General features: G+C 72.9%; 20 protein-coding genes and 1 pseudogene. 8 read left to right on the top strand and 13 right to left on the bottom strand.

The window, feature by feature from the left end; all coding sequences use genetic code 11:
• Window positions 1-46: 46 nt before the first annotated feature.
• The 3 genes from ispF to AMK29_RS34330 form a co-directional block, all read right to left on the bottom strand.
• Window positions 47-574 (bottom strand): 2-C-methyl-D-erythritol 2,4-cyclodiphosphate synthase, encoded by a 528-nt coding sequence (ispF, locus tag AMK29_RS34340; RefSeq protein WP_073819998.1) that lies wholly within the window; start codon window positions 572-574, stop codon window positions 47-49.
• Complete coding sequence (ispD, locus tag AMK29_RS34335) at window positions 564-1,313, bottom strand: 2-C-methyl-D-erythritol 4-phosphate cytidylyltransferase (RefSeq protein WP_073819997.1); 750 nt, start codon at window positions 1,311-1,313, stop codon at window positions 564-566. The genes ispF and ispD overlap by 11 nt, the downstream gene beginning before the upstream one ends.
• Window positions 1,314-1,645: 332 nt before the next feature.
• The gene (locus tag AMK29_RS34330; RefSeq protein ID WP_003953493.1) at window positions 1,646-2,128 is read right to left on the bottom strand and encodes a CarD family transcriptional regulator; all 483 of its coding nucleotides are present in this window, start codon (window positions 2,126-2,128) and stop codon (window positions 1,646-1,648) included.
• Between the two features lie 665 nt (window positions 2,129-2,793).
• Here AMK29_RS34330 and AMK29_RS34320 point away from each other — a divergent pair.
• Entirely contained in the window at window positions 2,794-3,429 is a 636-nt protein-coding gene (locus tag AMK29_RS34320) for a DUF461 domain-containing protein (protein WP_073819995.1), read from the top strand.
• Window positions 3,430-3,734: 305 nt separating this feature from the next.
• On the opposite strand, the gene AMK29_RS34315 is transcribed toward AMK29_RS34320, so the two are convergent.
• Window positions 3,735-4,415 carry a response regulator transcription factor gene (locus AMK29_RS34315; RefSeq protein ID WP_015035162.1) on the bottom strand — a complete coding sequence of 227 codons (681 nt, stop codon included), beginning with the start codon at window positions 4,413-4,415 and terminating at the stop codon, window positions 3,735-3,737.
• A complete protein-coding gene (locus AMK29_RS34310) occupies window positions 4,412-5,641 on the bottom strand; it encodes a sensor histidine kinase (RefSeq protein ID WP_073819994.1) in 1,230 nt (409 codons plus the stop codon). The genes AMK29_RS34315 and AMK29_RS34310 overlap by 4 nt, the downstream gene beginning before the upstream one ends.
• 266 nt (window positions 5,642-5,907) lie before the next feature.
• Here AMK29_RS34310 and phoU point away from each other — a divergent pair, with 266 nt between their 5' ends.
• Entirely contained in the window at window positions 5,908-6,588 is a 681-nt protein-coding gene (phoU, locus tag AMK29_RS34305) for a phosphate signaling complex protein PhoU (RefSeq protein WP_073819993.1), read from the top strand.
• A gap of 118 nt (window positions 6,589-6,706) precedes the next feature.
• On the top strand, window positions 6,707-6,862 hold the full coding sequence (locus AMK29_RS36890) for a hypothetical protein (RefSeq protein WP_198942387.1): 156 nt from the start codon (window positions 6,707-6,709) through the stop codon (window positions 6,860-6,862).
• A 72-nt stretch (window positions 6,863-6,934) separates the two neighbouring features.
• Here the strand turns inward: AMK29_RS36890 and AMK29_RS34300 are convergent, their stop codons facing one another.
• Entirely contained in the window at window positions 6,935-7,414 is a 480-nt protein-coding gene (locus AMK29_RS34300; RefSeq protein ID WP_073819992.1) for a GNAT family N-acetyltransferase, read from the bottom strand.
• Window positions 7,415-7,536: 122 nt separating this feature from the next.
• Window positions 7,537-8,295: a phosphoglyceromutase gene (locus AMK29_RS34295; protein WP_073819991.1), complete on the bottom strand. Its 759-nt coding sequence runs from the start codon at window positions 8,293-8,295 to the stop codon at window positions 7,537-7,539.
• Window positions 8,296-8,419: 124 nt separating this feature from the next.
• Between AMK29_RS34295 and AMK29_RS34290 the strand changes: the two genes are divergently transcribed.
• Window positions 8,420-9,832 (top strand): MDR family MFS transporter, encoded by a 1,413-nt coding sequence (locus AMK29_RS34290; RefSeq protein WP_241845814.1) that lies wholly within the window; start codon window positions 8,420-8,422, stop codon window positions 9,830-9,832.
• Here the strand turns inward: AMK29_RS34290 and AMK29_RS34285 are convergent.
• On the bottom strand, window positions 9,822-10,775 hold the full coding sequence (locus AMK29_RS34285; RefSeq protein WP_073819990.1) for an MBL fold metallo-hydrolase: 954 nt from the start codon (window positions 10,773-10,775) through the stop codon (window positions 9,822-9,824). The genes AMK29_RS34290 and AMK29_RS34285 overlap by 11 nt on opposite strands.
• Before the next feature lie 114 nt (window positions 10,776-10,889).
• Here AMK29_RS34285 and AMK29_RS34280 point away from each other — a divergent pair, with 114 nt between their 5' ends.
• On the top strand, window positions 10,890-11,921 hold the full coding sequence (locus AMK29_RS34280; RefSeq protein ID WP_073819989.1) for an AraC family transcriptional regulator: 1,032 nt from the start codon (window positions 10,890-10,892) through the stop codon (window positions 11,919-11,921).
• On the opposite strand, the pseudogene AMK29_RS34275 reads toward AMK29_RS34280, so the two are convergent.
• From AMK29_RS34275 to mshA, 3 genes and pseudogenes are all read right to left on the bottom strand, one after another.
• Window positions 11,908-13,558, bottom strand: a pseudogene (locus AMK29_RS34275) (glycosyl hydrolase family 28-related protein). The gene AMK29_RS34280 and the pseudogene AMK29_RS34275 overlap by 14 nt on opposite strands.
• Before the next feature lie 85 nt (window positions 13,559-13,643).
• Window positions 13,644-14,144, bottom strand: a complete 501-nt coding sequence (locus tag AMK29_RS34270; RefSeq protein ID WP_073819988.1) for a YbjN domain-containing protein — start codon at window positions 14,142-14,144, stop codon at window positions 13,644-13,646.
• A complete protein-coding gene (gene mshA, locus AMK29_RS34265) occupies window positions 14,137-15,504 on the bottom strand; it encodes a D-inositol-3-phosphate glycosyltransferase (RefSeq protein ID WP_073819987.1) in 1,368 nt (455 codons plus the stop codon). Before mshA ends, AMK29_RS34270 begins: the two co-directional genes overlap by 8 nt.
• 588 nt (window positions 15,505-16,092) lie before the next feature.
• On the opposite strand from mshA, the gene AMK29_RS34260 reads away from it, so the two are divergent.
• The 3 genes from AMK29_RS34260 (at window position 16,093) to AMK29_RS34250 (ending at window position 19,944) form a co-directional block, all read left to right on the top strand.
• A complete protein-coding gene (locus AMK29_RS34260) occupies window positions 16,093-16,887 on the top strand; it encodes a class I SAM-dependent methyltransferase (protein ID WP_073819986.1) in 795 nt (264 codons plus the stop codon).
• A gap of 242 nt (window positions 16,888-17,129) precedes the next feature.
• Window positions 17,130-18,179, top strand: coding sequence for a C40 family peptidase (locus AMK29_RS34255; protein ID WP_073819985.1), 1,050 nt, complete (start codon window positions 17,130-17,132; stop codon window positions 18,177-18,179).
• Window positions 18,180-18,720: 541 nt separating this feature from the next.
• Window positions 18,721-19,944: a PP2C family protein-serine/threonine phosphatase gene (locus tag AMK29_RS34250; protein WP_107422764.1), complete on the top strand. Its 1,224-nt coding sequence runs from the start codon at window positions 18,721-18,723 to the stop codon at window positions 19,942-19,944.
• A gap of 46 nt (window positions 19,945-19,990) precedes the next feature.
• Here the strand turns inward: AMK29_RS34250 and AMK29_RS34245 are convergent, their stop codons facing one another.
• The gene (locus AMK29_RS34245; RefSeq protein WP_073819983.1) at window positions 19,991-20,338 is read right to left on the bottom strand and encodes a DUF2516 family protein; all 348 of its coding nucleotides are present in this window, start codon (window positions 20,336-20,338) and stop codon (window positions 19,991-19,993) included.
• Between the two features lie 89 nt (window positions 20,339-20,427).
• Entirely contained in the window at window positions 20,428-21,006 is a 579-nt protein-coding gene (locus tag AMK29_RS34240; protein ID WP_073819982.1) for a hypothetical protein, read from the bottom strand.
• Window positions 21,007-21,012: the final 6 nt, after the last annotated feature.

Below are 21,012 nucleotides of genomic sequence, written 5' to 3'. Positions count from 1 at the left end.
CCCGACGTTTTTCACCGGTCCCGGTACGAATCCCGCACCCGTTCCCTCACCTGGCGCCGTCCGGGTCCTGCTGCCGTACGGAGTAGACGAGGGCGGTCGCGAGCGCCGCGAGTCCCTCGGCGCGGCCGGTGAGCCCGAGCCCGTCGGTGGTGGTGCCGGACACGGAGACCGGCGCGCCGGCCGCCTCGCTCAGCGCCTTCTGCGCCTCGTCGCGCCGCTTGCCGACCTTGGGGCGGACGCCGACGACCTGGACGGCGATGTTGCCGATCTCGTACCCCTCGGCGCGGACGATCCGGGCGGCCTCGGCGAGGAGGGTGACGCCGGAGGCGCCGGACCACTCGGGCCGTGAGGTGCCGAAGTGGGCGCCGAGGTCGCCGACGCCGGCGGCGGAGAAGAGGGCGTCGCAGGCGGCGTGGGCGGCGACGTCTCCGTCGGAGTGCCCGGCGAGGCCGTACTCCTCGCCCTCCCAGAGGAGGCCCGCGCACCACAGCTCGCGGCCCTTCTCGAAGGCGTGGACGTCGGTCCCGATGCCGGTACGGGGGATGACCGGCTGCGGGGTCGGCTCAGAAGCCATCGTTGGCCCTCCTGCGGGCGAGTACGGCCTCGGCGAGGACGAGGTCGAGCGGACGGGTGACCTTGAAGGCCTCTTCGTGGCCGGGCACGACGACGACGGGCGCGCCGAGCCGCTCGACCATGCCGGCGTCGTCGGTGGCGCCCTCACCGGTGAGGGCGATGGTGGCGTGGGCGTTGACGAGCGTGTCGTGGTCGAAGCCCTGCGGGGTCTGGACGGCGCGGAGCCGGGCCCGGATCGGGGTGGCGACGACCTGCTCGGGGTCGCCCGGCTTCGTGGCCGGTTCGACCTCCTTGACGGTGTCGGCGACGGGCAGCGCGGGGACGACGGCGACGGCCCCGTCGCGTACGGCCTCGATGACGGCGTCCACGGTGTCGACGGGGACGAGCGGGCGGGCCGCGTCGTGGACGAGGACGGTGGTGATGCCCTCGGGGAGGGCGTCGAGCCCGAGGCGCACGGACTCCTGGCGGGTCTCCCCGCCGGGGACGACGAGGTAGTCGGTCCGCTCGGGGAGGGCGTGGGCGTCGAGGAGGTTCTTGACCTCGGCGGCGCCGTCGGGCGGGGCGACCACGACGACGAGCGAGACCGCGCGGGAGGCGGCCATCGCGCGGACGGCGTGGATGAGCATGGGGGTGCCGTTCAGTGTGCGCAGCGCCTTGGGGGCGCCCGGCCCGAGGCGTACGCCCCGGCCGGCCGCCGGGATCACCACGGCGGTACGAGAAGGACGCGCTTCGTCTGACATCGGTTGCACTCCGGCAGGTTTGTTTCCGCGGCCGACATGGGTATGGCCTCAACCGTGCCGGACGCTCCGCCTTGACCGGGCCCTTTCCGTGACGACGGTCGAGGCGTTGCCGCCCGAGCACAGGGGTTCGGACGTTACAGGGGGTGGGGTTTCTTTCTCGGCGCAGGGGCACACGTGCGAGGTGACCGTGTGCGTGCGGCCGCGCGTGCGTCCGCATGCGTACGCGGACATGCCGCAGCGCCCGGCGGCAGCACTGTGTGGATCACAGCACGCCAACGGGCACCGCGGCATCGCTTCACTTGGGAACGCGCTCGGATGTCGTCAGAGCACGCTCAGGACGCGAGGACCTCGTCGAGGAGAGCCTCGGCCTTGTCCTCGTTCGTGTTCTCCGCGAGCGCGAGCTCGCTGACCAGGATCTGCCGCGCCTTGGCGAGCATGCGCTTCTCGCCTGCGGAGAGACCCCGCTCGCGCTCGCGCCGCCACAGGTCGCGGACTACTTCGGCGACCTTGATGACATCGCCGGAGGCGAGCTTCTCGAGATTTGCCTTGTAGCGACGGGACCAGTTCGTCGGCTCTTCGGCGTACGGCGCGCGCAGCACCTCGAAGACCCGGTCCAGCCCATCCTGACCGACAACGTCGCGAACTCCGACGAACTCCGCATTGTCCGCCGGTACGCGAACAGTCAGGTCGCCCTGCGCGACCTTGAGCACCAAGTAGGTCTTGTCCACGCCTTTGATCTGGCGAGTTTCGATGGCCTCGATCAGCGCGGCCCCGTGATGGGGATAGACCACGGTGTCGCCAACCTTGAACGTCATGTGACAGGTACCCCTTCCGTGGCTATCCAGGGTAACACGGATACGGCTTCTTCTGAATGGCGTTTTCGCAGGTCAGGGCATATCTCGGGGCTTGACAACAGCAACACGAACGTGCTGCGGAGGGCTTGCGGAAGGCGGTATTCGCAGGTCGGAGCCGCTGCACGGACGGAGAGAAACGCGCACGTTACACCTACCCGGGGGTCCGTCGAGGAGGGGTGATGCCCCGATTTGTCTGGTTCGGAGTGGGCTTCTTCACGTACTCCGTTCGAGGATCGTCCACCCGTACGGATGCATCGCGGGGTGATTCCGTAATTGATCAGCCGACGCGGGTCCGGGATTTTCGGAGGCACGGCTCCGCGGAATGCGGGGCCGCCCCCGAATTGATCAAGGCGGTTATGTGAACAACAGGTCAATGGGTCGTGATCCGGCCACACCGGCTGACTTCCGACGACGGGCGGGACGGTCGGCGGAGGCCCCGCGACCGCTCCCCGCCCGGCACCCCGGGGAGGGCCGTGACCGGTTAGGGGCGGGTCGGGTGCGGGACGGAGAGTGCGGCTCGGTAACCTAAGCGCGCTGACGCACCTTTAGTCGGGGCCTCAGCTCCCGAGCCCGTCGCAAGACCCCGTCCGTAAGTCCGTCCGTACGTCCTAGGAGATGCCGCCGCCGTGAGCCGCAGCCTTCGACGCGGCGCCCTCGCCGCCACCGCCCTCGTGTTCTCCATCGCCGCGCTCTCCGCCTGTGGGGCGGGCAACGACGCGCAGACGCTCGGTGTCCGGCCGGACAACGCCGCCGTCACCGTGGACGACGTCAAGATCCAGAACGCGCTCGTGATCACCCAGCCCGAGGCCGGTGTCAAGGGCCCGGCCGTCGTCTCGGCCACCGTCTTCAACAACGGCGACACGGCGCAGACCCTCGAGTCCATCAGCCTGCCGGGCACCAGCGCCACGGTGAAGCTGAAGGCGGCCGAGGGCACCGGCCCGATCACCGTCCCGGCCATGGGCTCGGTCGTGATCGGCGGCGCGGGCAACGCCACCGCCACCATCGAGAACGGCACGGAGGCGGCGCGCAAGGGCGACGCCCAGGAGGTCGTCTTCAAGCTGAGCAAGACCGGCGACGTGGGCCTGCGCGCCTTCGTCGTCCCGGCGTCCAGCTACTTCAAGGACTTCGGCCCGTCCATCGTCCCGGCCCCGCCGGGCGCCACGCCCAGCGCCTCCGCGACGCCCTCGGGCGAGGGGGAGCACGGCGGCGAGGCGGAGCACGGCGCCGAGCACGGCGAGTCCTCGGACTCGGCCGGCCACTGACGTGACCACGTGAAGGGCGCCCCCCGGTGACCGGGGGGCGCCCTTTCGCGCATGTCGCGGACCTACGGTCCGATGGGAACCTGCGGTCCGACGGGGTCAGGTCTACGGCTCGAACTTGTGGCCGGTCCGGTCTACGGCTCGAACTTGTAGCCCAGGCCGCGGACCGTGACCAGGTAGCGCGGGGCGCCCGGGTCCGGTTCGAACCCCTCCCGCGTGCGCCCCTCACACCGCTCGGCCCCGGAGGGCCTCCCGGGCTTCGGGACGCTGCGCCGGACTCCGCCCGGCATCCTCCGGTCCGGTCCGGTCTACGGCTCGAACTTGTAGCCCAGGCCGCGGACCGTGACCAGGTAGCGCGGGGCGCCCGGGTCCGGTTCGATCTTGGCGCGGAGGCGCTTCACGTGGACGTCGAGGGTCTTGGTGTCGCCGACGTAGTCCGCGCCCCACACCCGGTCGATCAGCTGCATACGGGTCAGCACACGGCCCGCGTTGCGCAGGAGCATCTCCAGCAGGTCGAACTCCTTCAGCGGCAGGTCGACCTTGCCGCCCGCGACCGTCACCACGTGGCGGTCGACGTCCATGCGGACCGGTCCGGCCTCCAGGGCCGCCGGGGTGACCTCCTCCGGCTCGCCGCGGCGGCGCAGGACCGCGCGGATGCGGGCCACCAGCTCCCGCGAGGAGAACGGCTTGGTCACGTAGTCGTCGGCTCCTATCTCCAGCCCGACGACCTTGTCGATCTCGCTGTCCTTGGCGGTCACCATGATCACCGGGACGTTGGAGCGGCCGCGCAGCTGCCGGCACACCTCGGTACCGGGCAGACCGGGGAGCATCAGGTCGAGGAGGACCAGATCCGCCCCGTTGCGCTCGAACTCGTCGAGACCGTCGGGCCCGGTCGCCGCCACGGCGACCTCGAAGCCTTCCTTGCGAAGCATGTAGGACAGGGCGTCGCTGAAGGATTCCTCATCCTCGACGACGAGCACTCGGGTCACGGAAGGACCTCCGGGGCAGGAAGCGGTTCGGTCATGAGATCAGGGGTGGAGGACGAGGCGGGCCGGCGGTCCCGTGCGGCGCCCGCCACGGGCAGCCGCAGGGTGAAGGTGGAGCCCTGGCCTTCGGTGCTCCACACGGTGACCTCGCCGCCGTGGGAGGCGGCCACGTGCTTGACGATGGCCAGACCGAGTCCCGTACCGCCGGTGGCACGGGAGCGGGCCGGGTCGACCCGGTAGAAGCGCTCGAAGATGCGCTCGCGGTCCTTCTCGGAGATGCCGATGCCCTGGTCGGTCACGGCTATCTCGATCAGGTCGCCGCCGGGCGCCGCGATGTGGCGGGCGGCGATGCCCACCCGCGTACGGGCCGGTGAGTAGTTGACGGCGTTCTCCACGAGGTTGCCGAGGGCGGCGGCGAGCTGGCCGCGGCTGCCCCAGACGAACAGGTCGGCGGCGCCTCCCGAGACCATGGTGATCTGCTTGGTGGAGGCGGTGTGCCGGGAGCGGTCGATCGCCTCGGCGACGAGTTCGTCGACGGACACGGGCTCGGAGTCTTCGAGCGGGTCGTCGTTCTGCACGCGGGAGAGGTCGATCAGCTCCTGTACGAGGTTGGTGAGGCGCGTGGCCTCTATCTGCATGCGGCCGGCGAAGCGGGTGACCGCCTCGGGGTCGTCCGAGGCGTCCATGACCGCCTCGGAGAGCAGGGAGAGCGCGCCGGTCGGGGTCTTGAGCTCATGGCTCACGTTGGCGACGAAGTCGCGCCGTACCGCTTCGATACGGCGGGCCTCGGTGAGGTCCTCGACCAGGAGCAGCACGAGCCGCGAGCCCAGCGGGGCGACCCGGGCGGAGACGGCGAGGGCCTCGCCGCGTCCCGCGCCGCGTCGCGCCAGGTCCAGCTCGACCTGTCGTATCTCCCCGTCCCGGCGCGTGTCGCGGGCCATGTTGAGCATGGGCTCGATGGCCAGCTTGCCGCCCCGGACCAGGCCGAGCGCGTACGCCGCCGAGCTGGCCTTGACCACGGAGTCGCTCTCGTCGAGGACGACCGCGGAGGAGCGCAGCACGGAGAGGACGGTGTCGACGCCGGGCGGGAGCACGGCGTCGGTGTGCAGGGAGGTGCGGGTGGGTCTCGCCTGGTCGCGCTCGCTCCAGCGGAACGCCAGCATGGCGATCACGCCGGTGCACACTCCGGCGATCGCGGCCAATGCGGCGACTGCCGCGTTCACGTCCATGCCTCAAGGTTATGCGGGGGCGGGGACACGTTCCCAGCCGTCCGAGTGGCTCCTCGAACAGTCGTCGCTCAGAGTTCACTGTGAAGACGGGGGCGGTTCATTTGCCCCGGACCGGACAGTGGCGCGTGTAGCCCAGAGTTCACCTGGGAGACGGTGGTGGTTCATGGGTGGGGGTGGAATCGGACGCGTAGGGGACCGAACGTGGGAGCGTGGGGGTTCCGAGCCCCACCCGGACCCCGGAGCTTTGCGTAGAGAGGGACAGCCACATGCGGGACGCGTACCACGAGGAACTGGACTCGATCGGCGAGAGCCTGGTCGAGATGGCCCGACTCGTCGGGTCGGCGGTCGGGCGCGCCACGACGGCGATGCTCGACGCGGATCTGAAGCTCGCGGAGAGCGTGATCGCGGCGGACCAGAAGGTCGACGACCTCCAGCACGATCTTGAGGCCCGCGCGATAGCGCTGCTCGCGCGGCAGCAGCCGGTCGCGACGGATCTGCGGATCGTGGTGACCTCGCTGCGGATGAGCGCCGACCTGGAGCGCTCGGGTGACCTGGCGCAGCACGTGGCGAAGCTGGCGCGGCTGCGGTTCCCGGATTCGGCGGTGCCGCGGGACCTGCACGCGACCATCCTGGAGATGGGTCAGCTGGCGCAGCGCCTGATGGCGAAGGCGGCGGAGGTCATCATCACGAAGGACGTCGACCTCGCGCTCCAGCTGGAGCAGGACGACGACGAGATGGACCTGCTGCACCGGACGCTGTTCCAGCACCTGATCGACGACCGCTGGAAGCACGGCATCGAGACGGCGGTGGACGTGACGCTGCTCGGCCGGTACTACGAGCGGTTCGCGGACCACGCGGTGTCGGTGGCGAAGCGGGTCGTGTACCTGGTGACGGGCGAGCACGCCGACGAGCTGCAGGCCTCGGACGCGCCGGTGGAGGGCGCGTAACCCCGACCGGTGCGCGCGGGGCGTACAGGCGTGCGGGCGCCGATGCGCCGTTGATGCGCCGGTCCGGGTGGGCATGCAATGGGGGGAGGCGACGCACGCCTCGAAAGGGAGGGACCCCATGGCCGAATCCCCGATGACGACGACCGACTCCGGTGCGGAGGCGCCGCGCGAAGCGGTCTTCCTGCCGGTGCTCGGCGCCTGTGGCTGCGGCTCGGGCTGCGGCTGCGGCTGCCAGTCGGGCGCGCCCTGCCAGTGCGGGGGCTGCTCGGGCTGACGCGGGAGGGGGCGGGGGCTCCGCGCGGGTCGGGTTCCGCCCCGCGGCGGGTCCGCCCCCGCCCCCTTCTCCTCAGATGTCGAGTACGCCGACGGTCTGGCCGCCGCTGACCTCGCCGGTGGTACGGAAGCCGAGCCGGCGGTAGAACGCGCCGGGCCCGTTCACGCCCGGCTCCCACGTCACGTACAGCCGCGCCGTTCCGCGCCGCCGGAGCTCGTCGCGTACGGCGTCGACGGCGAACCGTCCGTACCCCTTGCCCTGGGCGTCGGCGGAGATGTTGAGCCGCCAGAGGCCGCTGCGCCGCTCTCCCGTGCCCTTCTCCTCGTCCCAGGGGATGTCGAGGAAGGCCATCAGGAAGCCGACGAGCTCGTCGCCGTCGAAGACCAGCCGCGGCCAGGCGGCCTCCCCGAAGGCGTACGCCTGGGCGAGGGAGCGCACGACGGGGGCGACGTTGTGCTCCTGATGGGGATGGACGCGCAGGGCGAGGGCGGCGTCGACGTTGGCCGGGGTGACCTGCTCCAGGCGCAACGAGGTGCTGGGGGGCGTACTCATGGCCTGGACGGTAACGGTAGGGGCACCCCTCACGCGCCCGGCTTTCCCTCACGCGCCCGGCCCAGCACAAGGCCCCTGCCGGTGGGGACTCCGCCGGCAGGGGCCTTGAGGGCGCGTCAGGGCTACTTCTTGCCCTGGTTCTTCACGGCCTCGATGGCGGCGGCGGCCGCGTCCGGGTCGAGGTAGGTGCCGCCCGGGTTGAGGGGCTTGAAGTTCTCGTCGAGCTCGTAGGACAGGGGGATGCCCGTCGGGATGTTGAGGCCCGCGATGTCGGCGTCCGAGATGCCGTCGAGGTGCTTGACGAGAGCGCGCAGGCTGTTGCCGTGGGCGGCGACGAGGACCGTGCGGCCGGTCAGGAGGTCCGGGACGATCGCGTCGTACCAGTACGGGAGCATCCGCTGGACGACGTCCTTGAGGCACTCGGTCCGCGGGCGCAGCTCCGGCGGGATCGTCGCGTAACGGGCGTCGTGCGCCTGCGAGTACTCGCTGTCGTCGGACAGCTCCGGCGGCGGGGTGTCGTACGAGCGGCGCCACAGCATGAACTGCTCCTCGCCGAACTCGGCGAGCGTCTGGGCCTTGTCCTTGCCCTGGAGGGCGCCGTAGTGGCGCTCGTTGAGGCGCCAGGAGCGGTGGACGGGGATCCAGTGGCGGTCCGCGGACTCCAGCGCGAGCTGGGCCGTGCGGATGGCGCGCCTCTGGAGGGAGGTGTGGAGCACGTCGGGCAGCAGGCCGGCGTCCTTGAGCAGCTCGCCGCCGCGCGTCGCCTCCTTCTCGCCCTTGGCGGTGAGGTTCACGTCCACCCAACCGGTGAACAGATTCTTCTCGTTCCACTCGCTCTCGCCATGGCGGAGGAGGATCAGCTTGTACGGTGCGTCGGCCATGCGTACGAGCCTAATCGACCGCTGACGATTGACGCGCGTCGTCAATTGGCTGGCGTCCGACGGGTGAGATGCGTAAGTTACGGAAGCCTGAAGCAGGGCTTACGTACAGCAGGGGGGCGCCCACATGTCCATCGATTCGCTCAGACGATCGGCCCGTGCGACGGTGTCCGGGCTCCCGCAGGGCTTCTGGTGGCTGTGGCTGTCGACCCTGGTCAACAGGACCGGGGCCTTCGTCCTGACGTTCCTCTCGCTCTACCTGACGGTGGAGCTCGGGCACTCCGCCTGGTTCGCCGGGCTCGTCGTCGCCCTCCACGGGCTCGGCGGCGTCGCCGGCTCGCCGCTCGGCGGCGCGCTCACCGACCGCTGGGGCCGGCGCCCCACCATGGTCACGATGCACCTCGCGGCCGCGGCCGGCGCGGCCGCCCTCGCCGTCGTCACCAGCGCCTGGGCCATCGCCACGGTCGTCCTCCTCATGGGCGTCGCCATGCAGGCCGTGCGCCCCTCCATCAACGCCACGATCGCCGACATGGTCCCCGCCCACGACGTGCGCCGGGCCTACGCCCTGAACTACTGGGCCCTCAACCTCGGCTTCGCCATCGCCTCCGTCGGCGGCGGCGCCGCGATCTTCCTCGGCTACCGCGCCCTCTTCGTCGTCGACGCCGTCGCCACCGTCCTGTGCGCCGTCATCGTCTTCCTGCGGCTCCCCGAGACCCGGCCCGAGGCCCGCGTCGACACGGCGGGCGAACCGGTCGTCGAGGCCAAGGTCAGCATGCTCACCGTGCTGCGCGACGCACCCTTCCGCACCCTCGTCCTGCTCAACCTGCTCGTCTGCCTCGTCTTCACCGCCCCCTGGATCGGCCTCCCGCTCACCATGGCGGACCAGGGCCTCTCCCCCTCCTCGTACGGCGTGGTCATCGCCGTCAACGGCATCGTCATCGTCGGCTTCCAGCTGCTCGTCAACCGGCTGACCGACAAGCGCTCGCCGGTCCTCCTGCTGGGCCTCTCCTCCCTCCTCTTCGCCTTCGGCACCGGCGCCACCGCCCTCGCCGGCTCCTCCGTGGCCGCCTTCGCCGCGACCGTCGTCGTCTGGACCGTCGGCGAGATGATCCACGTCCCGACGAACGCCGCGGCCACCGCCCGCCTCTCCCCCGAGCACGCCCGGGGCCGCTACCAGGGCGTGATGGGCATGTCGTGGGCGGTCGCCGGGTTCGTCGCCCCGATCGGCGCCGGAGCCCTCGTCGGCGGCCCCGGCCCGAACGTCCTCTGGGCCGTGACCTTCACGATCGGTGTCCTCGCCGCCGTCGGCTACACCGTGCGGCTGCGCAAGGCCCTGGACGACGACAGCGACGGTGGCCGTGACGCCGACAGCGCCGCCCGCGACGACGACGCGGCCCGCGACGCCGTCGATGCAGAGGCCGGCGCCCATGTCGGCATCGAGGCCGGTGCCGGCGCCGAGGCCGGTGTCGGCATCGAGGCCGGGCCCGGCGAGGGCGTCGGCGGCGTCGGCTCCGCCGGGAAGTCCCCCGTCAGCGCCTGACCCGGGGCCCCCTCCCGGCGATCCTGAACCCGCTCCCCTCCCTGCGCACTTCGGCGATGCCCGACCCGCCGAAGTGCGCGGGCACGACCAGCTCCCGCTCGTCGGCGGCCCGCTCCAGGATCCGGCGGCGGCTCACCGACGCCCCTCGCGCGTCCAGGCAGAAGCAGCTGCTGTGCGCGGGGTCGAGGATCTGCACGGGACTGTGCAGCAGGTCCCCGACGAAGACCGCCCGCTCCCCCGCCGAAGCGAGTCTCAGCACGGCCGACCCGGGCGTGTGACCGGGCGCGGACTCCAGGGTGAGGTGCTCGTCGATGCGGTGGACGCCGTCCCAGAGCACGATCCGCCCCGCGCGGTGGAGGGGCGCGACGCTGTCCTCGTAGACGAATCGGTCGCTCTGGCTGCGGCCGCCGCCGTAGGCGTTGTCCGGCCCGAAGTGGGCGTCGTCCGCCGCCGGTACGAGGTACTCGGCGTGCGGGAAGGTCGGTACCCACTCGCCGCCGCCCGGGTCGTAAACGGGGCCGCTGCCGTCACCGCCGTCTGCGGCTCGGGTGTTCCAACCGACGTGGTCGGCGTGCAGATGGGTGTTGACGACGACGTCCACGTCCTCGGGGCGGACCCCGGCCCGCTCCAGGACGCCGAGGAAGTCCCCCTGCCAGTGGTGGAACTGCGGCGAGCCGGGCCGCTCGCGCCCGTTGCCCACCCCGGTGTCGACCAGGATCGTCCGTCCCCCGCTGCGCAGCACCCATGTCTGCAGCGCCATGACCGCCCGGTCGCTCTCCGGATCCCAGTGGTCCGGTGCCAGCCAGTCCTCGTTGTCCTTCCAGGTCTCCCCGCCGGCCGAGGGGACGAGCTCGCCGGCGGTCGCGAACGGCCCCTGCCACTCGACGACCCGGACGACCTCGACGTCCCCCACCACCACGCGCTGTGCGCTGTCCTGTGTCATGCCGTCGACGTTAGGGAGCGCGGATGAGCCTCTCAATGCCCGTACGGCTCTACCGGATACGCGTACGTCTCACCGTGGCGCCGCCGGGCGGTCCCGTGGGGCTACGCTGGCGCGATGGACGTGGTGAGCGACGCGATCTCGGCCGTACGGATCGGGCGGCCCTCCTCCCAGCGGGTCCGGGTCGCCGGGAGCTGGTGCACCCGCCTCGCCCCGTACGACGGGGCGGGCTTCCACGTCGTCCTGGAGGGCCACTGCTGGCTGCTGCCCGACGGCGGCGAGCCGGTCGAACTCGGCCCGGGCGACGCCGTCCTGCTGCCGCACGGGACCGGGCACGTGATCGCCGACGGGCCCGCCGACGCGGCGCGGCTCGCGCGCGCCGTGTCCTTCGAGCGGTGGTCGGCCGGGGCCGGGTCGCGGCCGCCCGTCGTCGGAGTGAGCACCGCCTGCGAGGACGGCACCACGGTGGAGGACGGCGCCGTGGTCGAGATGCTGTGCGGCAAGTACCGGCTCGACCGCAGCCACGTCCACCCGCTCCTCGCGGAGCTCCCCCCGCTCGTCCATCTGCCGAACCGGGACGACCGCGGCGCCGGGGGTGCCGACGGCCCCGGCGGCGCGGGCGGCGCCGATCCCGGCCTCCGCTCCGCCATCGCCCTGCTCGGCCACGAGGTGGGCGAGCGGCTTCCCGGCTCCGGGGTCGCCCTGCCCAGCCTGCTCGACCTGCTCCTCGTCTACATGATCCGTTCCTGGACGGCCGCGGACGCCGCCCCGGGAAGTCGGGCCGGTACGGCCGGAACCTGGCCGGCCGCCCTCGGCGATCCGGTGACCGCCGCCGCCCTGCGGGCCCTGCACACCGACCCGGCGGCCCCCTGGACCATCGAGCTGCTCGCCGCCGAGGCCGGGGTCTCCCGGCCCACCCTGGCCCGCCGTTTCACCGCCCTCGTCGGCCGACCCCCGATGGCGTACCTCACCTGGTGGCGCCTGACCCGCGCCGCCGCCCTGCTCCGCGACACCCGGGACCCGTTGGCCGCCGTCGCCCGACGCGTCGGCTACAGCACGCCGTACGCCTTCTCGCACGCCTTCCGCCGGGAGTTCGGCACGACCCCGGGGCAGTACCGGACGGCCCTGGCCGCGGCTACCGTCGGCTGAGCGCGCGCTGCGCCTCGTACAGGTTCGCGGGGCGCACCGAACCCGGGCTGCCGTAGGCCTCCACGCGCGCGTGGAGCTCGCCCGTGAAGTCCGGGACGTCGATCTGGTCGAATTCGCGGACCTCGCTGATGCCCACCGTCGCGCTGTACGGGGCGATGGTGTCGATCTTCACCAGGCCGGCCCGGCCGTTCGTCACCGTCACGTTCCAGTGGGCGAACCGGGCCCCGTAGAGGGGACCGGCGGAGGCGTCGCCGCCGTGGCGGCCGTTGTTCTCGACCGTGATCTCGGTCCGTACGTTCGCGAAGGGCATGCCCCGGTGGGTGTCGAAGGTGCCCATCTCCATCACGCCGCGCGACCAGACGTTGTGGCTGGACAGGCCCTCGACGTTGATGCCGTGCAGCTGCGGGCGCCGGGACCGTACGGGCCGCGATGCGGAAGTCCTCGACCAGGTTGTCGTGCGCGCCCTCCCGGCAGAAGTACGGGTGGTGGGAGCCGCGGCCCTCCACCCGGGTACGGCGCAGGGTGCAGGCGGAGGCGGCGACGAGCCCGAAGCCGTTGTCGACGTGCCGGACCACCACGTCCTCCGCCCAGCAGTCGTACGCGCACTGGAAGGTGACGCCGTTGTAGCCCTTGTCGAGGAGGTGCGGGGACTGCGGGGTCTCGACCGCCTCCAGGGTCAGGCCCACCACACCGGAGTCGGTGAGCGCCTCCGCCCCGGAGACGATCCGGGGGTCCCACTCCGGGCGGGCGTCGAGCGGCAGCGGGCGCTCCAGGGTGGCCGTCCGGCCGCGTACGGCGGTGATCCGCACGGGCCACTCGTAGGGGACGTAGCTGGTGAGCTTGGTCTTGTCGGCCCATACGTACGCCTCCGGGCCGGCGCCGTCGCCCGCCATGTGCTCCAGGAGCGTGTGGCCGGCGTCGTCGGCGAGGCGGAGGACGACGAGTTGGCCGCGCCGGAGGGCCGAGGGGTCGTCGACCGTGACGGTGCGGTCGCCCCGGCGGCCCGGGCGGACGGTCGTCAGGGTGCTCCACTCGTCGCGCCTGTTGCCGGTCCAGCCCTCGAAGGGCCAGGCCCGGTCCCGTATCGCGGTGACGAGGGAGGCGTGCCGGGCCTGCGGGGAGAGCCAGATGAGGCCGCCGGCCCAGGACCAGGAGGACTTGTCGCCGCCGTAGCGGGAGCCGTACGGGCCGATCAGTTCGGTGAGGTGCCGGGTGGCGAGCAGTCTCGTACGGCCGGAGCCCGCGCCGCGCAGGACGACGCCGCTGTGGCCGATCCGCAGGTAGTCGTCGATCCGGTACGTGCCCGGCGGGAGGAGGACCGTGCCGCCGCCGCGCTCCCCCGCCTCCGCGAGGGCTCGGTTGATCGCGGGCGCCGAGTCGGTCGAGCCGTCGGGGGTGGCCCCGTGGGTGAGGACGTTCGCGACGACGCGGGGGCGGGGTGCGCGGCGCGCGCCGCCGTGGGCGCCGGCCCGGCCCACGTACGGGATCTGGGGGTGCGTGTAGGGGGCGGCCTCGAACTCCCGCCAGAGCCCCGCGGGGCGGGCGGGGGGAGCGAAGCCGGTGGTGCCCAGTGCCGCGGTCGCGGCTCCCGCGACCGCCACCGCGCCGCCGACGAACTGCCTTCTGCTCAGTGCCATGCCCTGGAACCTTTCATGTATATGAACGGCGTTCAGGTCTGCGTCGGGGGTGAGCATGGCACTGGAAGGCCCTTGCGGGAAGAGGTCAGTTGCCGGGTTTCTGGGTCAGGTTCTTGAACGCGTCGAGGTTACGGGTCGACTCGCCGCGCGACACCCGCCACTCGTACTCGCGCCGGATCGCCGACGCGAACCCGAGCTCAAGGAGCGTGTTGAAGTCGCCGTCCGCCGCTTCGAGGACCGAGCCGAGCAACCGGTCCAGCTCCTCGGGTGTGACGGCGGCCAGCGGCAGCTTGCCCGCGAGATAGATGTCGCCGAGGCCGTCGACCGCGTAACTCACCCCGTACAGCCTGAGGTTGCGTTCGAGCAGCCAGCGGTGGACGCCCGCCTCGTTCTCGTCCGGGTGGCGGATGACGAACGCGTTGAGCGAGAGCGAGTGGCGGCCGACCCGCAGGGACAGCGTCGTGAACAGCTTCCGTGTGCCGGGGAGCTTGACCACGTACGAGCCCGGTTCGGGGGACTCCCACTCCAGTTCCGCGTCCTTGAATGTGTCCTCGACGATCCGCCGGACGTCCTCGGTCTCAGCCATGGTGGGAGCGTACGCGACGGCGGTTCTCACGCAGCCGGTGGTCGTGCACGGCGGCCGTGTACACGTCGGCCGTACCCGAGGCCGCCGTGTCCCAGCCGAAGGACCCGGCGTGCAGGGCCGCCGCCGCGCCCATCCGGTCCGTGAGGGACGGGTCCGCCACGAACCGGCCGAGCGCACGGGCGTAGTCCGCCGGGTCGTGCCCCTGCACGAGGAAGCCGGTCGTCTCGTCCCGTACGGCCACGGGCAGGCCGCCGACCGCCGCCGCGACGACCGGGGTGCCGGCCGCCTGCGCCTCGATCGCCACCAGCCCGAAGGACTCGCTGTACGAGGGCATGACGAGGACGCTCGCCGCGCGGAACCAGTCGGCGAGCCGGTCCTGGCCCACCGGCGGGTGGAAGCGCACGATGTCCGCGATGCCCAGCCGGGCGGCCAGCTTCTGCAGCCCCTCCGGCTTCGCGAGACCGCTGCCGCTCGGACCGCCGACCACGGGCACGATCATGCGCGAGCGCAGCGAGGGGTCCCGCTCCAGGAGCACCGCGGCGGCCCGCAGCAGGATGTCCGGGGCCTTCAGCGGCTGTATGCGGCCGGCGAAGACCGGGATGAAGGCGTCCTGCGGCAGCCCGAGCCTGGCCCTGGCGGCGGCGCGGCCGTCGGCGGGACGGAAGTGGTCGAGGTTGACGCCCGGGTGCACGACCGCGATCTTGCCGGGGTCGGCCTCGTAGAACCGGGCGAGCTCGTCGGCCTCCTCGGCCGTGTTCGCGATCAGCCGGTCGGCGGCGGAGACGATCTGCGTCTCGCCGATCACCCGCGCCGCGGGCTCGGGCGTGTCGCCCTCGGCGAGCGCCGCGTTCTTGACCTTCGCCATGGTGTGCATGGCGTGGACCAGCGGCACGCCCCAGCGCTCGGCGGCGAGCCAGCCGACGTGGCCGGAGAGCCAGTAGTGGGAGTGGACCAGGTCGTAGTGGCCGGGGCGGTGGCCCGCCCACGCCTGCATCACGCCGTGCGTGAAGGCGCAGAGCTGGGCCGGCAGCTCCTCCTTGGCCAGGCCCTCGTACGGGCCGGCGTCCACATGCCGTACGAGCACGCCGGGGGTGAGCTCCACGACCGGGGGGAGACCGCCGGTCGTGGCGCGGGTGAAGATCTCCACCTCGATGTCGATGGCGGCGAGTCGTTTCGCCAGCTCCACGATGTAGACGTTCATTCCGCCCGCGTCGCCCGTGCCCGGCTGGTGCAGCGGGGAGGTGTGGACGCTGAGCATGGCCACGCGGCGCGGGGTCCGGCTCCGGCCGGGGAGCCGGAGCCGTGAGGGGGCCGGGTGCCGGTGCCGGGTACCGGCGAACCGGGACACGTACTGGCTCACGTCGGCGGTCCTTCCGCTCGGGGGCCTCGGGGGCGGGCTGAGCTGTTCGGGCATGACAGTCGGAGGGCGGGGGCCGTCCTCCAGCCGCGACAACACCGGAATGACACCTTTCATTTCCGGCGACGGGGGCGTTTTGCCAATTCATTACCGGGGGGGGAGGCGGGGAGGGCCGGAGGAGGAACCGGGGAGGGTGGTGGGGCGCCCGGGGCGCGGGGCCCGGGCGCGACCCGGGCGCGGGGGGCCGGGCCCGGGGTGCGGGGCCCGGGGAGGCAGGGGGGCGGTCGCGCCCGGCGCGGGAACCGGGGGCGATCGCGCCCGGCACGGGACCCGAGGGCGATCGCGCCCGGCGCGGGGCCCGGGCGCGACCCGGGCGGGGGGGCCGGGCCCGGGGTGCGGGGCCCGGGCGCGGGAGGGGCGGCGCGCGGGACCCGGGCGAGGTCGGGGGCGGTCGCGCCCGGCGCGGGACCCCGGGGGCGGTGGCGCGCGGGGCCCGGGCGAGAGCGGGGGCGGTCGCATCCGGCGCCCGGGGCCGGGCCGCGCCCCGGCCTCCCCGCCGGGCGGCCCCTACCGCTCCTCTAGGCTCGTGTCATGGCCCCGCGCACCACCCGCCCCGTCGGCACCCCGACCCGCGGGACCACCAACCCCAACCGGCTGCGCCGCATGGACCGCTGGATCGCCGCCGTCCACGGACCCGCCCTGCGCCGCTCCCCCGAGGCGCCCGTCGCCGTGGACCTCGGATACGGGGCCGCCCCGTGGACCGCCGTCGAGCTCCTCGCCCGGCTGCGCACCGCCGACCCCCGCACCCGCCTCTACGGCATCGAGATCGAACCCGCCCGCGTCGAGGCCGCGAAGCCGTACGAGCACGACGGCCTCTCCTTCGTGCACGGCGGCTTCGAGGTGCCGGTGCCCGGCCCGGTCGCCCTGATCCGGGCGGCGAACGTGCTGCGCCAGTACGACGAGGAGCAGGTCACGGCCGTGTGGCGGCGGCTGTGCGAGCGGCTTGCACCCGGCGGGCTGCTCGTGGAGGGCACCTGCGACGAGATCGGCCGCAGGCACGTGTGGGTGGCGCTCGACCGGAGCGGGCCGCGCACGGTGACCTTCGCGACCCGGCTCGGTTCGCTGGAGCGCCCTTCGGACCTGGCGGAGCGCCTGCCGAAGGCTCTGATCCACCGCAACGTCCCGGGCGAGCCGGTGCACGCGTTCCTGCGGGACTTCGACCGGGCATGGGCGGCGGCGGCCCCGTACGCCTCGCTCGGCGCCCGGCAGCGGTGGATCCGAGCCGTCCGCGACCTGGCGGCGGACTGGCCGCTGACGGACGGTCCCCGGCGGTGGCGCCAGGGCGAGGTGACGGTGCGGTGGGAGGCGCTGGCGCCCCGGGAGTGAGGGCCGGGGGTGGGAGGCACCAGCCCCGGGAGGGCGCGGGCACCTGCGGCTCCCTCCCCAACTCCCGCTGAATTTCCGGTACGCCGGGAACGCCACGCCCGCCACACCCGTCCCCAGGAGGGGGAGCGGGCCCGACAGGCCCCGGTTTCCCCTGTCGCTTTACGGTTTCGCATGGCACTATCGCCATCGTCGCCATCAAGTTACTGACGGTAAATCAGATGTGGCCTTACAAGGGGGAGCCAGTGAACCGACGCCGCCACGCCACCGCCGCGATCACCATGATCTGCGCCTTGACCGTGCTGGCCTCTCCCGCACTGACCCTGCAGGCCGCCGCCGCACCCCTCCCGCCTCCCCCGCCGAAGAAGAGCCTGGAGCAGGTACGCGAGGAGATCGACGCCCTGTACCGACAGGCCGCCGTCGCCACGGACGCGTACAACCTCGCGGAGGAGAAGACCGAGGAGCAGTCCGCCGAGATCGTCCGGGTCGCCCGGATGATCGTGGCGGGCCGCGCGAAGATCGAGGCGCTCAAGGCCAAGGCCGGGGCGTCCGCCCGCGCCCAGTACCGCAACGGCGGTCTCCCCGACGGCGCTCAGCTCGTCCTCACCGACGACCCGCAGCTCTTCCTCGACGCGGCGGGGCGGCTCAAGGCCGGCGCGAAGGCCACCACCGACCTCCTCGGCGAGATGACCCGCACCCAGGCCCAGTTGGACGTCTACGCCAAGGAGGCGGGCACCAACTGGACCAAGCTGGAGGCCAACCGCGTCCGGCAGGCCCAGGCGAAGAAGGAGATCAACGACAAGATCGCCGCGGCGAAGAAGCTGGAGTCCGAGCTCGCCGCCGAGGAGCGGGAGCGGCTGCGGCGGCTGGAGGAGCAGGAGCGGCAGCGGGCCCAGTCGACCTGGCTCGGCACCGGCGTCCTCACCGGGCTGAAGGCCGACGCGACGCCGGACGCCAAGAAGGCGATCGCGTTCGCGATGGCCCAGATCGGCAAGCCGTACGTGTGGGGGGCGGAGGGCCCGGACTCGTACGACTGCTCGGGGCTGACCCAGAGCGCCTGGGGCGCGGCGGGCCGGCCGATCCCGCGCACCTCGCAGGAGCAGTGGCGCCTGCTGCCGCGCGTGGACATCAAGGACATGCAGCCGGGCGACCTGATCGTCTACTTCGCGGACGCGAGCCACATCGGGATGTACATCGGGAACGGCACGATCGTGCACGCCCCCCGCCCGGGACGGAACCTGACGCTGGCGGGGGCGGGCTCGATGGAGATCCTGGGGGTCGTGCGCCCGGCCTGAGGCGAGGCGCCACGACGGGGCCGGGGGCGCCACGACGGGGCCGGGGGCGGGACGACGACAGGGTCCACCCGCGACAGAGCCCGGGGCGGGACGACGGGGCCGGGGCGGACGACGGCGGGGCTCACCCGCGACGGCCCCGGGCGGACGGCCACGGACAGGTCCGGACAGACCGGGCAAACCACTCCGAATCAACCGCCCCGACCGGCGAACCACCGTCCCGACGTGACGGAGTGCACGCCCATCGCCGGGCCCCAGGACGCCACCCCCGCGTGACCTTTCTCATTGCCGCCGGGCGCTTCCGCGCAGCGTACGGCGGCAAGTACCTCCCTTTCCGCGGCATATGCCAATCCCGCCACGGCGGCTCTCCCCTGATCACCATTCCGCTGCGCACCGCCCTACCGCTAGGGTCCGGGACGGGCGGAGCGCCACCCGGCGCCCTGCGCACCCTCGGGGGGAGGGAAGGAAGGCCGGACCGATGCCCGTATCGCTACCGCGTCAGAGAATCGTCTCTGCAGCTGCGGGACCCGGCGAGGCCACCCCTATGGACGCCACCGCTATGACAGGCACAGTCACAGGCACCGACCGCACCGATCTCACTCTCCTGGTCGTCGAGGACGACCCGGCGGGTGTCCTCGGCGTGCCCGAACTCCTCGACGCGGCCGACGCCGCCGGCACCCGGGTCCGCATCCGTACCGCCCGCAACCTCACCGAGGCCGAGCGGCTCCTCACCGACGACGTCCACTGCGTCCTGGTCGACCTGTCCCTGCCCGGCCCCGGCGACGACCCGCTCGCACCCCTGCGGCACATCCTCCGCCTCGCCCCGCGCCACGCCGTCCTCGCCCTCGCCGCCTCCGCCGACGCGGAACTCGCGGCCGAGGCGGTACGCGTCGGGGCCCAGGACCACCTCTTCCGCGAGGAGCTCGACGGGCGGCTGCTCAGCCGGGCCATCCGGTACGCCGTCGAACGCAAGCGGGCCGACGCCGTCCAGGTGAAGCTGGCCGAGTCCCGGCTCCGCGCCCAGGAGAACGCCCGCCTGGAGCGCGGGCTGCTCCCCACACCGCTCCTGGAGGGCTCCGACCTGCGGTTCGCGGCGCACTACCGGCCCGGCCGCTCCCGCGCCCTGCTCGGCGGCGACTTCTACGACACGGTGCGTACGCCCGACGGCACGGTCCACGCCATGATCGGCGACGTCTGCGGGCACGGCCCCGACGAGGCCGCCCTCGGCGTCGAGCTGCGGATCGCCTGGCGGGCCCTGACCTTCGCGGGCCTGTGCGGGGACGAGCTGCTCTCGACGATGCAGCAGGTCCTGGAGCACGAGCGGGAGAGCGACGAGATCTTCGCGACCCTCTGCACCGTCGACATCGCGCCCGACGGACGCCGGGCGGGCATGTGCCTGGCCGGCCACCCCTCGCCGCTGATCGCCCGGCAGGGCCGGGCGGCACGGCTGCTCCCGTACGAGGACGGCGGCCCGGCCCTCGGACTGCTGCCGCGCGCCCGCTGGCCGCGCCGGCAGGTCGAGCTGGGCGGGGCGTGGAGCCTGCTCATGTACACGGACGGCCTGATCGAGGGCCGCTCGGCGGGTCCCGGCTCGCCTCGGCTCGGCCAGGACGGAATGGTCGGGATGATCAACCGGCAGCTGGCCTCGGGCCTGCGGGGCGAGGAACTCCTTGAGGCGGCGGTCACCGAGGTCCGCTCGCTGAACGGCGGCGAGCTGACGGACGACGTCGCGGTCCTGGCCCTGGAACGGGACAGGACCCGGGGATAGTCCCCGGGCCCTGTGCCTGCGTTTCCGGCCGAATCCTCCGTGGTCGCTACCGGCCGCCGTTGTAGGGGCCGTACGGTCCGTCGCTGCTGGAGCCGCCGCCCCGGCGGCCGCCGCGGCCTCCGCCGGAGACCTGCGCGAGTGCGGGGCGCACGTCCACCATGAAGACGATGGCGGCGATCACACCGGCGATCTGCAGGAACAGCATCGGCAGCAGCAGGTTCAGGGCGAGGTTGATGCCCAGGATGATCAGCCAGAACTTCTTCGTCTGCTTCTCGGCTGCGCGGTACGCGTCCTCGCGCGCCATGGCGGCGAAGACGAGCGCGGCGACGGCGAAGCCGGTGAAGACCAGGAACGTCACCAGGAAGAGAAGGGAGTCGAATCCCGCGCGCAACATGCTGAGCACCGCCTAGAGAAGAGGGGAAGAGCGCCTCGCGGTCAAGGTACCCGCTACAACGCCCCGGATACCCGTATTGGTGCCCGGTCCTATTCCTTCTCGGCGGCGACGGGCGCCTTCTTGGCGGGGGCCTTGCGGGCGGCGGGCTTCCGGGCGGGCGCCTTCCTGGCCTCGGCGGGGTCGCCGGCGGGGTCCGTCACCGACGCGTCGGCCGTGTCCTCGGCGGCCTTCTGCTCGGGCTCGACGACGACGGCGATCTCGACGATCTCCTCGGCGACCTCGCCGCGCCACGCCTTGACGGCCTCCTCGCCGTGGGCGGCGACCTCCTCGTACTTCTCGCGGGCCTTGACCGCGTACTCGGCGGCGACGCCGACGCCGCGCAGCGCGAGGTCCTGGGCCGTCTCGCCGAGCTTCTTGAGGTCGGTGTCGAGGTTGCCGACGACGTCGGCGAACTTCGACTGCACGGTGGCCTGGGCCTCCTTGGCCTGGGCGGTCACCTTCTCCTGCACGACCTTGGGGTCGGTGTTCCGTACGGCCTCGATCCGGGCGGGCGCCTCTGCGGCGAGCTGCTCGATCAGGCCGGGCACCTTCTTGGCCTGCTGCACGGCGAGGTCGGCGGTGCCGGCGGCGAAGTAGAGAGGGGTACGCAGTTCGTCGATGATGGCCATGCTGGT

Source organism: Streptomyces sp. CB02261, assembly GCF_001905665.1.
In the GTDB taxonomy this organism is placed as follows: Bacteria; Actinomycetota; Actinomycetes; order Streptomycetales; family Streptomycetaceae; genus Streptomyces.
The sequence above is the reverse complement of the archived record's forward strand: the minus strand, read 5'-3'. Positions and strand labels throughout refer to the sequence as shown.